The 13241-nt window shown below is 66.8% G+C and carries 12 protein-coding genes and 1 pseudogene; 6 read left to right on the top strand and 7 right to left on the bottom strand.

Annotated features, from left to right (window positions below; translation table 11 throughout):
• Nucleotides 1–109 precede the first annotated feature (109 nt).
• Nucleotides 110–274: pseudogene (locus Q1J95_RS09715) on the top strand (EamA family transporter); the annotation flags it as partial.
• A 122-nt stretch (nt 275–396) separates the two neighbouring features.
• Here Q1J95_RS09715 and Q1J95_RS09710 read toward each other — a convergent pair.
• The 4 genes from Q1J95_RS09710 to Q1J95_RS09695 form a co-directional block, all read right to left on the bottom strand.
• Entirely contained in the window at nt 397–2403 is a 2007-nt protein-coding gene (locus tag Q1J95_RS09710) for a heavy metal translocating P-type ATPase (protein WP_300267316.1), read from the bottom strand.
• A gap of 47 nt (nt 2404–2450) precedes the next feature.
• On the bottom strand, nt 2451–3338 hold the full coding sequence (locus tag Q1J95_RS09705) for a TrmH family RNA methyltransferase (RefSeq protein ID WP_300267315.1): 888 nt from the start codon (nt 3336–3338) through the stop codon (nt 2451–2453).
• 25 nt (nt 3339–3363) lie between these two features.
• The gene (locus tag Q1J95_RS09700; protein WP_300267314.1) at nt 3364–4191 is read right to left on the bottom strand and encodes a phospholipase; all 828 of its coding nucleotides are present in this window, start codon (nt 4189–4191) and stop codon (nt 3364–3366) included.
• 264 nt (nt 4192–4455) lie between these two features.
• Nucleotides 4456–5001: a small multidrug efflux protein gene (locus Q1J95_RS09695; RefSeq protein WP_300267313.1), complete on the bottom strand. Its 546-nt coding sequence runs from the start codon at nt 4999–5001 to the stop codon at nt 4456–4458.
• A 155-nt stretch (nt 5002–5156) separates the two neighbouring features.
• Between Q1J95_RS09695 and Q1J95_RS09690 the strand changes: the two genes are divergently transcribed.
• Nucleotides 5157–6377, top strand: coding sequence for a histidine kinase (locus Q1J95_RS09690; RefSeq protein WP_300267312.1), 1221 nt, complete (start codon nt 5157–5159; stop codon nt 6375–6377).
• Nucleotides 6374–6976 carry a response regulator transcription factor gene (locus Q1J95_RS09685; RefSeq protein ID WP_300267311.1) on the top strand — a complete coding sequence of 201 codons (603 nt, stop codon included), beginning with the start codon at nt 6374–6376 and terminating at the stop codon, nt 6974–6976. The genes Q1J95_RS09690 and Q1J95_RS09685 overlap by 4 nt, the downstream gene beginning before the upstream one ends.
• Before the next feature lie 10 nt (nt 6977–6986).
• Here Q1J95_RS09685 and Q1J95_RS09680 read toward each other — a convergent pair whose 3' ends face one another.
• Entirely contained in the window at nt 6987–8717 is a 1731-nt protein-coding gene (locus Q1J95_RS09680; protein ID WP_300267310.1) for an FAD-binding protein, read from the bottom strand.
• 70 nt (nt 8718–8787) lie between these two features.
• On the opposite strand from Q1J95_RS09680, the gene Q1J95_RS09675 reads away from it, so the two are divergent.
• A complete protein-coding gene (locus Q1J95_RS09675) occupies nt 8788–9714 on the top strand; it encodes a LysR substrate-binding domain-containing protein (protein WP_300267309.1) in 927 nt (308 codons plus the stop codon).
• Nucleotides 9715–9850: 136 nt separating this feature from the next.
• Here the strand turns inward: Q1J95_RS09675 and Q1J95_RS09670 are convergent, their stop codons facing one another.
• Complete coding sequence (locus tag Q1J95_RS09670; RefSeq protein ID WP_300267308.1) at nt 9851–10591, bottom strand: SDR family oxidoreductase; 741 nt, start codon at nt 10589–10591, stop codon at nt 9851–9853.
• Nucleotides 10592–10654: 63 nt separating this feature from the next.
• A complete protein-coding gene (locus tag Q1J95_RS09665) occupies nt 10655–11068 on the bottom strand; it encodes a VOC family protein (RefSeq protein WP_300267307.1) in 414 nt (137 codons plus the stop codon).
• A gap of 144 nt (nt 11069–11212) precedes the next feature.
• Here Q1J95_RS09665 and Q1J95_RS09660 point away from each other — a divergent pair, with 144 nt between their 5' ends.
• Both Q1J95_RS09660 and Q1J95_RS09655 read left to right on the top strand, forming a co-directional pair.
• The gene (locus Q1J95_RS09660) at nt 11213–12232 is read left to right on the top strand and encodes a siderophore ABC transporter substrate-binding protein (RefSeq protein WP_300267306.1); all 1020 of its coding nucleotides are present in this window, start codon (nt 11213–11215) and stop codon (nt 12230–12232) included.
• A gap of 22 nt (nt 12233–12254) precedes the next feature.
• The coding region (locus tag Q1J95_RS09655; RefSeq protein WP_300267305.1) for an iron chelate uptake ABC transporter family permease subunit at nt 12255–13241 on the top strand (987 nt) is incomplete at its 3' end.

The raw sequence follows: 13241 nt of genomic DNA, 5'->3' as shown, positions 1-13241 counted from the left end.
CGGTCAGCGTCTGCCCGGGCTGCAGGGCACGGCATCGGCCGGTCTCGTCAACGCGGTCGTCTGGATTCCTGTCGCGATCGTGTGGTTCAGCCAGCATCCGCTGACGCCGATGGCGCTGCTCCTGGCCGGCGTGTGCGGGCTGCTGGCCTCGGCCGTGCCCTACATCGTCGACATTCTCGCTCTTCGCCGGGTGTCGACGCAGATCTTCAGCATGTTCACCAGCATCAACCCACTGTGGGCGGCGCTGGCCGGGCTGCTCGTTCTTCAGCAGACGCTCGGGCTCGGCGAGTGGATCGGCATCGGGCTGATCGTCGCCAGCAACATCGTGGTCTCGATTCGCGGTCGATCATCCAGGCCGTCCACACGTCACGCCGCGGCTCACCCCGGCCCGCGTCGTCAGCGACCTCGGATGCCGCGTGCCGCCGTCCCGGGTCGCAGATCCAGCCGTCGCAGCAACTGGGCGTTGAGCGCGACCACGATCGTCGAGAGCGACATCAGCAGCGCCCCCACCGACATCGGCAGCACGAAACCGACCGGCGCCAGCACACCTGCGGCGAGTGGCACCGAGATGAGGTTGTAACCGGCCGCCCACCAGAGGTTCTGCGTCATCTTCCGGTACGCGGCACGCGACAGCTCGAACACCGACAGCACCGAGCGCGGGTCGTCGCTGGCGAGGATGACACCGGCCGAGGCGATCGCCACATCGGTACCCGCGCCGATGGCCAGGCCGACATCTGCCTGCGCGAGCGCGGGAGCATCGTTCACCCCATCACCGACCATAGCGACCTTCCGGCCCTCGGCCTGGAGCTCCCGCACCTTCGCGGCCTTGTCTTCGGGGCGCACCCCGGCGAAAACCCGGTCGATGCCGAGCTCGTCGGCGACCGCGACGGCGACAGCCTCTGCATCCCCCGTGATCATCACGCTCTGCACGCCCTGGGCATGCAGAGCGTCGACGGCCTCGCGAGAGGCGGGCCGCACTTCGTCGGCGAGCTTCATCGCCCCGACGACCCGGCCGTCTCGCATGACGTGCAGGATCGTGGCGCCATCTGTGCGCCATTGGTCGGCGACGGCGAGTTCGTCGGCACGCTCTTCGGTGAGCAGGTGCGGACCGCCGACGCGAACGCTCGCACCCTCGACCGTGGCCGTGACGCCGACAGCGGGGGAGGAGGTGAAATCGCTGCTGGCGGCGAGGGTGAGCTGTCGGTCCGCGGCTGCGCGGACGATCGCCCGTGCCAGCGGGTGCTCGCTGTCAGCTTCGGCAGCAGCCGCCCACGCCAGCACTTCGTCGTGATCGAGGCCGTCGGCCGCAGAGACCTCAGAGACGACGGGCTCGCCCTTCGTGAGCGTGCCCGTCTTGTCGAACAGCACGGTGTCGACCATGCGCATGCTCTCGAGCGCGAGGCGGTCTTTCACAAGCACGCCGCCGCGCGCGGCCCGCTCGGTCGCGATCGAGACGACGAGCGGAATGGCGAGTCCGAGCGCGTGCGGGCACGCGATCACGAGCACGGTGATCGTGCGGATCACGGCCGCATCCGGCATGCCGACCAGCGTCCACACGAGCGCCGTGATCACCGCCGCGCCCAACGCGAACCAGAACAACCACCCCGCGGCGGTATCTGCCAGGCGCTGCGCGCGAGATGACGAGTTCTGCGCATCGGTGACCAGGCGTCGGATGCCGGCGAGCGCTGTGTCATCGCCCGTCGCGGTGATCTCGATGCGCAGCCCCGAGTCGGTCGCGACGGTCCCGGCCGTGACGATGTCGTCGACCCCGCGGGTGACCGTGCGCGTTTCACCCGTGACCATCGACTCATCGACCGCTGCGCGCCCGTCGACGATTAGTCCGTCAGCGGGAATGCTGCCGCCGGGGCGCACGACGACGACATCGCCGACTGCGAGGTCAGCGGGAGAGACCGTCACGACCTCATCGCCGTCGACACGCTCAGCCTCGTCGGGAAGGAGAGCGGCAAGCGAATCGAGCGCAGAGGTCGTCTGGGCGAGCGAGCGCATCTCGATCCAGTGCCCGAGCAGCATGATCACGATGAGGAGCGCGAGCTCCCACCAGAAGTCGAGCTCGTGATGCAGGAGGCCGAGGGTCGCACCCCACGAGGAGAGAAACGCGACCGTGATGGCGAGTCCGATCAGCAGCATCATCCCGGGGGCGCGCGAGCGGATCTCGCTCACGGCGCCGACGAGGAACGGCTTGCCTCCCCAGGCGTACATGATCGTGCCCAGTACGGGGGAGACCCAGGTGACGATGAGGCTGTCGGGAAGTGCGTACCCGAGAATCGACGCGAACATGGGGGAGAGTGCGACGGTGGGGATCGCGAGCGCGAGCATGACCCAGAACAGACGGCGGAACTGTGCTACATGGTCGTTGTGGTCGTGCTCGTGCTGATCGTTCATCTTGCGGCTCCCGCCCGGCCGTAACCGTTCGAATCGCTTAAGTTGCTCTACTTTGGGTCAGGATGCAGCAATTTGCGCGATTCGAACGCGAGGCTCGCCCGCTGCCGGGTGGCCTCGTAGAGGATCGCGGCGGTCGCGTTCGCCGCGTTCAACGACGATGCGTGTCCCGTCATCGGGATGCGGGTGAGCACATCGCAGGCCTGTTTCCAGGCCGCCGACATTCCTGAGTGTTCATTGCCGGTCACGATCAGCGTCGGGCCGGTGAGATCGACATCCCAGACGTCGTCTGTGGCGTCCTCGTCGGTGCCGACGATCTGCAGGTTCACGCCCTCTGCGCGTAGCTGCTGCGCCCATTCGAGCGCGGGGCGGATGCTGGGAAGTCGAACAGTCGGGGTCATGAGTCCCGACCCGGTGGATGCGCGCAGCGCCTGCGGATCGTACGGGTCAGCCGCGTGACCGGTGACGATCACGCCGTGCCCGCCGAGGGCGTCGACCGAGCGGACGATCGAGCCGATGTTGCCGGGGGACGCTGGTCGATCCAGCGCGACGTAGAGGGCATCGTCGGGCGTGGGAAGTCGCAAGAGGTCATCATCGGGGATGCCGACGACCAGAAGCAGCTCAGGTGGCTCATCGCCCTTCTCGCCAAGCTCGATCATCAGCTCCGGCGCGACCAGATACGGCGTCGCCCCCGCGCGCTCAGCGGCCGCGATCGTGTCTGAGGCCCAGCGTGAGCGGCCGTTGGTGTGCGTGATCAGCACCGCTCGCACCTGCAGTGTCGACTCCAGCACGAGGTTGATTGGCCTGACGCCCTGCACGATCATCTCTCCGGCACGGTTGCGCTTGGTGCGGTTTCCGAGCAGCGTCTCCCAGTACTGGAACGTCGCGTTCCTCGTCGACACGGCCTTGGTTCTTCGCGCGCCGGATTGTGAAGGCATGACTTCGAGCGTAGCGACTGCGAGGTCAGTACCAGTTCACCGACTGCGAGTGCCCCCACGCGGCGCACGGCGAGCCGTAGGCGCGCTGGATGTAGTCCAGACCCCAGCGGATCTGCGTGACAGCGTTGGTCTGCCAGTCGGCACCCGCGCTGGCCATCTTGCTTCCGGGAAGCGCCTGAGGGATGCCGGTGGCGCCACTGGACGCGTTGTACGCCTGGTAGTTCCACCCGGATTCCTTCTGCCACAGGGAGCTCAGGCACGAGAACTGGTCGCCGCCCCAGCCGTACTCGTCCGCTGCGATCTGCCGGGCTGCGGCCTTCGCGCCGTCGGGCGTGTTCGCGGCGGCGCGGATGGCTGCGGCTTCGGCTGCTGCCTTCGCCGCGGCCTCTTCGGCGGCTTTCTTCTCGATCGCCGCATCCAGCTGGCTGCGCAGCTCGGCGGCCTGCGCGGCAACCTGTTCGGTCTGGTCGCTGATGGTCGTCATCAGCGCGGGCATCAACAGCACTGAGGGGCTGTTCGCGTTCTCGACATTGGTGATCGTCGTCAAAAGCGCGCTCGTGTCGATCTCGGTGCTTTCAGCGCTCAGGTCCACGTCACTGTTCTTCGCGTCGAAGACGGCGGTCTCGGCATCCGACACCGCCGTGCGGGCGCTCTCGAGGGCGAGCGCCGCGTCGGTGGGGTTGACCGTGAAGATGGTCGCGCCCACGCTCGCCGCGCGCCCGTCGGACTCGGCGAACGCTGGTGCGGCGGTCGTGACGCCGGTGGCGACAGCGACGCCCAGCGTCGCACCGATGGCGACGACTGCGGCGGCTCGCCACGAGCGGGCAGGAGTGAGGGAGAAGGCTTTGGGCATGACGATGAAACGATCCTTCGGGTGATCAGGGCGGCAGCGGCACTGCCTGCGCGCCCTCGGGTAGGACGCACAAGCCCACGAGTTTGCACGCCTGAACTGGGCGAAACCTTCGGGCGAGCTGGGTGGGAGGTGTGAGCGACGCTCCAGATCGCGGTCGCACTGTGCCGACGAGACCTGCGCGGAGCCACGCGAACCCCGTCGCGCTCAATCGCCCGCGTTCAGGGTTCGCGGGAGAAAGCGCAACGGGGTTCGCGTGATGGGATCTCAGAGGATCGCTGCGAGCGCGCCCGTGATGATGAGAGTGATGACCGTCGTCCAGCCGATGATCGCGATCGCCTGCCAGACGAGGACGCGAACCTTGCCGACACCGGTCGCCGCGAGCATCGTGGCGGTGAACTGCGTCGGCAGCAGCAGGGGGCCGAGCAGGCTCACTCCGGGAACACCGTAGCGGTTCAGTGCGCTGTGGAACTTCTGTCTGCGCGCGGTCTTGCGTTCGCTCTCGTCCGCCTCTGTCGTGGTCGTGGTTGTCGTACCGCCCGCAGCCAGTGCAGCATCACGCGATTGCGCGCGGCGGGTCACGATGGCCTGGCGGGCGCCAGAGCTTGCGATCACCAGAATCGCGACGCAGAGGAAGTTGCCGATGATAGCGGCGATCGCCGCTATGACCGGATGGATCCCGCCGACGATGCCGATCGCGGCGGCACCCTCACCCTCGATGAAGGGAATGGCCCCGGCGAGCGCGACGATGAGCGGCTGCACGAGCTCCGGTACCTGCGCGACGAGGTCCTGGAAGGTTTCGATGAGGTTCATGGTAAGTCCTGCTTTCGGATGCCGACGGCCTGTCCGTCGCGATGTATACAGTCCATCGGCTCACAGCAGCCTGGCACAGTGCCGGGCTGTCACCGGCTTTCGGGCGGTCCGCACGGCCGATCCATGACAACTGTCATGGCCGTATCGTTGGGGGAGTGAACGGCTCGTCTCCGCCTCTGGAATCGCTTCCCGGCGCTGCCTGGTTCGCGCGGAGAATCTCTGCGACCTGGTGGTACACGGTCATCGGCGTGCTGTTTTTCGAAGTCGTCGTCGTGTTCGTATGGATGACGACGCTCGTGGCGGCGAGATTCGATTCACCGTCGGTGCTCGGCGTCGGAATCGGTGGCGCGATCTGGGTCGCATCGACCGTGCTTTCGCTGATCGACTATCGGAACCGAGCGGATGCCGCGCCGCGAGCGCGTTGGGCGAAGCTGTTCGGGCCACTGCTGATCGCCGTCGCCTTCGGCGCCGTCGGCTGGGCGCTCACCGGCAGCTGGTTGTTCGCGCTCTTCCCTGTCGCGCAGTTGCTGGTGCTGGGCGAGTGGCCGCGCGGGGTGCGGCTGCGTGTCACGGTGGCGATCACCTTTGTGATGGTCTGCATGGCGGTCATCGACTCGCGTATGACCTTCGCACCAGGTGGCGCACTCGGCGGGCTGGTCGAAGCGGGGGCCGACTGGGTCGTGGTGGCGTTCTTCTCCGTCGCGCTGCCGATCATGACGGTGTCATCACTGTGGTGGTGGGATGTGCTCAACGTTCTCGATCGCGCTCGCGTCTCGGAGTCGCGGTTGGCGGCTACCCAAGAGCGGCTGCGCGTGGCAACCGACGTGCACGACTTGCAGGGTCACCACCTGCAGGTGATCGCTCTGCAATTGGAACTGGCCGAGCGACTGTCAGAACGTGACCCGGCCGCGGCACTGGAACAGCTTCAGGCGGCCCGACGCAGCGTCGATGATGCGCGACAGGGCACACGCGACCTCGCCCTGCGTTTCCGCTCGGTGCCGCTGCGTGATGAACTCGCCAACGCCGCCGACCTCTTGCATGCGGCGGGGCTCAACATCGAGACGTCTGTTGACGTCGACGCCGATGAGGCTCCGGCATCCGATCTGGGGCCCGTCATTCGTGAGACGACGACGAACGTGCTGCGTCACGGCGGAGGAAAGCGCGCCCGGCTCTCGCTCGCGAAGGCGCCGAATGCCTGGCGTTATGAGATCTCAAACGATCGTGCCGGCAGCGTCGAGAAGAGTTCCGAGGGCAGCGGGCTGGAGGGGATCCGCCGGCGCATCACCGAGGCGGGCGGAACCGTCGAGATCCGCCGCGGCGACAACGACTTCACCGTGGTCGTCACGGTTCCGGCGAGAGAGGACGGGGCGCGATGATCCGCGTGTTGCTGGCTGACGACGAGGGGATGATCCGTTCGGCGCTCGCCGCGCTGCTGCGCCTAGAGGAAGACATCGACGTCATCGCCGAGTGCGCCGACGGGCAGGAAGCGGTGGCTGAAGCGTTGCGACTCGAACCGGATGTGTGTCTGCTCGACCTGGAGATGCCCGGCCTCGACGGTGTCGAAGTCGCCGAACGACTCAATCGCGCTATCGCGACGCGCTGCATCGTGGTGACTCGCCACGCACGCCCCGGCGTGCTGCGCCGCGCCCTCGCTTCGGGAGTGGCGGGGTTCCTGCCGAAATCACGCGGAGCCGACGAAGTCGCTGCCATCATCCGACGCGTCGCGGAAGGCGGGCGCTACGTCGACCCCGAGATTGCCGCCGATGCCCTGAGCGATGAACGAAGCCCTCTGACCGACCGTGAGCTCGACGTGCTCCGCGCCGGGCGCCGTGGTGAGACCACGAATCAGATCGCCCGCATCCTGTCGCTCGCCCCCGGCACAGTACGCAATCACATCTCTGTCGTCCTGAGCAAACTGCACGTCTCGACGCGTCAGCAAGCAGCGATCATGGCCGAGGAGCGCGGCTGGATCTGAGCGACGGCCGCTACTCCACGAGCTTGCCGTCGGACGACACATCGCGCATGAGCGCCGCGATCTCATCGGGAACGGGTGGGATCTCCTCGCGCGTCACACCCTCCGTCGGCGACCAGACGAGGTTCACCTGCAGCGCCGGTTCCGCATCGGGGAAGTCGCTGCGGTTGTGGCATCCGCGGGTCTCGCGCCGTTCGAGCGCGGCCTCCAGCGTCGCGCGCGCAGCGAGCGCCGAGCCCTTCAGGTCGAATGCGTGCGCGAGATCCTGGAACCCCGCGATGTCGGGATGGATGCCGACGTCCGCCATGCGCTCTTCGATGTGGGCGAGCTCGGCGAGCCCCTCCTGCAACCCGGCTTCCGAGCGCACGACACCGGCGTGCTCGGTCATCGTGTTGCGGATCGCGCGCTGCAGGGCGCGCACGTTCTCACGTCCGTCGGCGATCAGCAGATCGTCGATCTCGGCGCGGGCTGAGGCGACGGCATCCGCTGATCGATGCTGCGCGGAAAGCCCCGCGGCGTGCGCCATCGCGGCCTGCCCGACCAGTCGTCCATACACGAGCAGTTCGATGAGCGAGTTGCCTCCCAGCCGGTTCGCGCCGTGCAGCCCGCTGGATGCCTCGCCGATCGCGTAGAGACCGTCGACGTCGGTGCCGTGGTCGTCGGGGCGCACCCACACCCCGCCCATCGAATAGTGCGCGGTCGGCGCGATCTCGATGGGGTCGGTCGTGATGTCGAGCATCTGCAGTTCCATCATCGTCTGGTAGACGCGGGGGAGGCGCGTCATGATCGTCTCACGGGGCAGGTGCGAGACGTCGAGCCAGACGCCGCCGTTCTCGGTACCGCGGCCCTCTTTGATCTCGGTGTAGGCGGCCAGTGCTACGCGGTCGCGGGTCGACAGCTCCATCCGCTCGGGATCGTACGTCGACATGAACCGCTCGCCGAGGGCGTTGCGGAGAATCCCGCCTTCGCCTCGCGCTGCCTCGGAGATGAGCGTGCCCGCCGCATTCTCCGGCTCGATGATGCCTGAGGGGTGGAACTGCACGAGCTCGGGGTCGCGCAGGCGGCCGCCTGCTTCGACCGCGAGACGGAACGCATCGCCGGTGTTCTCGTCGCGTCGCGACGAGGTTCGACGCCAGATGCGCGTGTGCCCGCCGGCGGCGAGGATCACCGAATCGGCATGGATGAGGTAACGCGTGCCATCGGCCTGATCGAAGCCGTAGGCGCCGAACACGACGTTGTCCTTCACCAGGATGCGCGTGATGTAGACGTGGTCGAGGATGGGCACGTTCAGCTCCTCTGCCCGGCGCACGAGCGTGCGCTGGATCTCGAGCCCGGTGTAATCGCCGGCGAAAGCCGTGCGGCGGAAGGTGTGCGCGCCGAAGAATCGCTGTGAGATGCGTCCGTCTTCTTCGCGGGCGAAGTCCATGCCCCAGCGATCGAGGTCGCCGATGCCGCGCTCGGCGCCGCGGGTGACGACCTCGACGGTGTGCGGGTTGGCGAGCAGGTAGCTCTCTTTGATGGTGTCGGCGGCGTGCTGCTGCCAGGTGTCGGCCGCGTCCATCGTGCCGAGGGCGGCGTTGATCCCGCCCGCGGCGAGAGAGGTGTGCGCGTCGTGCACCGGCCGCTTTCCGATGGCGAGGACGTCGACGTCGTGTTCGGCGACCTCGATGGCGGCGCGCAAGCCCGACCCGCCGGTGCCGATGACGAGGACGGTCGTGGAGATCTGACGTTCGCGTGTGCTCATCCCTCCACGCTAAGAACCTCGTGGTGATAACTCCAATGTATTATTCGCCTGGTCGCGATAGTCTGAGTGTATGAATCTGGAGCAGCTCAGGGGGTTCGTCGCCGTCGCGGAGCTCGGCCATTTCACCCGGGCATCCGAGAAGCTCCACCTGGCCCAGCCGTCGCTGAGCCGCCAGATCTCGACGCTCGAGGCCGAACTCGGCGCTGAGCTGTTCCATCGCGCACGGGGCAATATCTCGTTGACGGATGCCGGTGACGCGCTGCTGCCGCGCGCCAGACGGATGCTGTCTGACGCCGAGTCGATTCGCGATGAAATGGCCGAGCTCGCCGGGCTGCAGCGCGGGCGCGTGCGCCTCGGCGCGACTCCGACCCTGTGCATCAGCCTGGTGGCGGAGGTGCTTCGGGCTTTCCATGCCGCGTATCCCGGCATCGAGCTGCAGCTCGTCGAGGGCGGGTCGAACCTGCTGATCGAGCAGCTCGCGGCCGGGGCGGTCGACATGGCGCTCGTCACGATGTCTGATCGTCGAGACGTCAGCGGCACCTCGCTCGTGCGCACACCGCTTCTGGCCGAAGAGCTGGTTGTCGTGACGTCGGCTGATGAGCCCACGATCACCGACTCGTCGATCGATCTGCAACGCCTGGCCCAGTTGCCGCTGGTCGCGCTCGCCGAGAGCTATGACCTGCGCGGAGCGACGGATGCCGCATTCGCCGCTGCGGGGCTGACACCGTCGATCGTGGTCGAGGGTGCCGAGATGGACGCCGTGCTGCGCTTCGTCGAACGCGGGCTCGGTGTCGCTGTCGTGCCGGCGACCGTGCCGGTGGATCGTCCGACGCTGCGCTCGGCGCGGTTACGAGACCCGCAGCTGGAACGCACGATCGTGCTCGCGCAGCGCACCGACGTGAACCCGACCCGTGCGGCCGCGGCGATGCGCACAGTGATCGTGCGCACCTCCGCAGACCTCGCCGCCCGTTCGCCCGAGACCCTGCACCTGGTGTAGCCGCGCTATTCGCGGTCGGCGTCGGTCGCCGTGCCAAATCCCAGACGGTGCCCGCGTGTCGCGGGTGCGTTGTGGCCCGACACGCCGTTGCGCGCTCGGTGCGTCTGGGATTCGGGCCAGAGGACCCGCGTGAACTTCAGCGCGCGGCGAGCCATTCGGTAAAGGTCTCGGCGGTGAGCACCGCATCCGGTCCGGGTAGAGCGTGACCCTCGCGCATCCCCTTCATCTGCGCCGTCGGAACGCTGATAGATGGAATCCACCCCCGGTGCCCGATGGAGCGGGCGTACGCCTTGACCATCGCGTCGAGCGCCTCTTCGCGGGGCCCGGCGATGTCCTGGGCGCGGCCCTGCGGCGTGCCGGTTGCCAGCGCAGCGAGACGCGCTCCGACATCCTGCGCGGCAACGGGCTGAGTGCGCGCCCGTGGCGCGAGATGCAACGGCCCGAACTTCGCTCGATCGAACATCTGCGCCGCGAACTCGTGGAACTGCGTGGCGCGTTGGATCGTCCACGACAGTTTCGATGTCTCGACGACCTTTTCCTGCGCGATCTTGCCCGCGTAGTAGTCATACGGCATCTGGTCGATTCCGACGATCGACAGCAGCACGATGTGTCGGGCCCCGGCTTTCGCCGCAGCCGTGATCAGGTTGCTTGTCGCCGTCGTGAAGAACTCGATCGCGGCATCCGCTTTCAGCGTTGTCACGTTGGCTGCGTCGATGATCGTGTCGACGTCGTTGAGCGCAACATCCAATCCTTCGCGACTGATGAGATCGACGCCGTGAGAACGGCTGAGCACGACAGCGTCATGACCTGCGTTGCGCACGGCGTCGACCGTGTGCCGGCCGACGACACCGGTGCCGCCGGCGATTGCGATCTTCATCGGATGCTCTCCTTGCTGTTGCTTCGCTTGATTGTGTCCTGTTCGCAGGCCCTGTGGAAGCGCTCAGTTCGCCGCTGACTCGGGCGGTGGATTGTGCATGAACTCCAAACGGACGCCGTTGTCGTCTTCGACGAACGAGGCGTAGTAGCGGTCGCTGAAGCGCGGGTAGAGCTTTGGGTCGCGAACAGCGGACCAGCCCGCATCGATCGCGACCGCATGAAGATGGTCGACCTCTTCGCGAGAGTCGACGGCGAACGCGAGATGCTGCCAGCCGGCCCGACCGTGCCGGTGCGGACCGGTCTGCGGTTCGCGAGCGGGAAAGATGATCAACTCCGTGTCGTCGCCGTGCTGCCACGAGATCGAGTCTTCTTTGTCATACCCGCAGGTGTAGCCCATCGCCTCGAGCACGGGGTGGAACTTTGCGCGACCGCGGGAGAGGTCGTGGACGGTGATGCCTAGATGATCGACGAGTGCCATGTGTCCAGTGTCACCGAAAGTCACAGATGCGTCGAGATCCCGTGCGTGGGATGCGCGATTGAGCAAGGTTAGGTTAACCTGTGTACGCACAATATAGGGTTGCCTAACCTAATTCATTCCGTTTTCCTGAATCTGAGGAGTCCCATGTCATCGCGCCGTCCCTTCGTCGCAACGTCCCTTGTTCTCGTTTCCGCCCTCGCGCTCGCCGGATGCGCTTCGGCCTCCGCCGACGCCGACCCCGAAACGTCGGAGAACGAGGCCGGCACCATCACTTACACCTGGGACCGCAACGTCGCCGGTGAGGACGAAGAACCGACGTACGAGGAGACGACGGTCGAAGTGCCGAAGAACCCGGAGAAGATCGTCGCCTTCGAGATGTCCAGCCTCGACTCGATCGGCGCGCTCGGTGGCGAGGTGGCGGGTGCTCCGCTCGAATCGGTGCCCGAATACCTCAAGGACAACCTGGCCGATGACGCATTCAACGCGGGAACGCTGTTCGAGGCCGATCTGATCGAGATCGAGGCGCAGCAGCCCGATCTCATCATCATCGGCGGTCGCTCCTCCGGTCTCTACGACGAGCTGAGCGAGATCGCGCCGACGATCGACCTCGGCATCTCTGACACGTACCTCAACACACTCGAGCGCAACACCGAGTTCTTCGGCGAGCTTCTGGGCGCCGAAGACGAAGCATCCGCTCTCCTCGACGAGCTGAACGCCGGCATCGACGAGGCCAAGGCCGCGACCGCTGACGCGGGCAACGGTCTGGCGGTGATGGTCTCGGGCGGCGAGCTCAAGGCCATGTCTCCTGCGCCGGCCGAGGGGGGAAGCGCTCAGGTGCGCGGCGGACTGCTCTACGACGTGTTCGGCGTCGAGCCGGCGATCGACGACATCAAGGCCGCAACGCACGGTGACCCGATCTCGTTCGAGTTCCTGCTCGAGCACGACCCCGAGACGCTGTGGGTCGTCGACCGTGACGCTGCGACAGGTTCGGCCGAAGACGGCATGGCCGCAGCGCAGGTGCTCGACAACGACATCGTCGAGCAGACTGCCGCATTCACGAACGACAAGATCGTCTACCTCAACCCGACCGCCTGGTACATCGTCTACGGCGGGCTGGAGACGACGCAGCTCATGATCGACGACGTGCTGCAGATCACGGAGTGATCCGCTCTTCGCGGCGTTCGTTGTGACCGTCACCGCATCCGCGGCGCAGAGCACTCCCGCCCGGCAACGACCTCGCCGGTCGTGGGTGGGAGTGCTCATCGCCGTCGTCCTCGTCATCCTGGCTGTCGTGAGCCTCTTCGTCGGCGTGTCCGAGGTATCGCCGGGGTCGCTGTTCGCCGGCGGCGCCGACAGCACGTCGGCCTTTCTGCTGTTCGTCAGCCGCATTCCACGCACGCTCGCGGTGCTGCTGACCGGCGCATCCCTCGGCATCGCCGGATTGATCATGCAGATGCTCGTGCGCAACAAGTTCGTCGAACCCAGCACGACGGGAGTGACCGAGTTCGCCAGCTTCGGGATGCTGCTGGTGATGATCTTCGCCCCCGCGATGGCGCTTGTCGGCAAGATGGGCGTCGCGGCCGTGTTCGGGCTCATCGGCACGTGGGTGTTTCTGCAGGTCGTCAAAGCCGTGCCGGTGCGCCAGCTCGTGCTCGTGCCGCTGGTGGGCATCATGCTCGGCGGTGTCGTCGCGGCTGTCACCGGTTTCTTCGCGTATCGCCTCGATCTGCTGCAGTCGCTCAGCACCTGGACGCAGGGCAGCTTCGCCTCGATCATGCAGGGGCGCTATGAGTTCCTCTGGATCGCCGCCGCCATGATCGTCGTCGCGTGGATCGCGGCCGATCGGTTCAGCGTGATCGGCCTCGGTGAAGAGTTCGCGACCAATCTCGGCTTGAACTACCGCCGGGTCGTGGCTGTCGGAATGGTCATCATCGCCGTCATCACCGCGGTCGTGCTCGTGACGGCCGGGGTGATCCCGTTTCTCGGGTTGGTCGTGCCCAATGTCGTCAGCCTGATCATCGGCGATAACGTCCGTCGCGCGATCGGGTGGGTCGCCGGGCTCGGGGCGGCCTTCGTGCTCGGTTGCGATCTCATCGCCCGCGTCGTCCGTTTCCCCTACGAGATGCCGTTGTCGGTCATCGTCGGTGTGATCGGTGCGGCCCTGTTCCTCTGG

Origin of the sequence: Microbacterium sp. (genome assembly GCF_029263575.1) — a bacterium.
Classification (GTDB): Bacteria; Actinomycetota; Actinomycetes; order Actinomycetales; family Microbacteriaceae; genus Microbacterium.
Note: the sequence above shows the minus strand (reverse complement) of the source record. Positions and strands in the feature narration are given on the sequence as shown.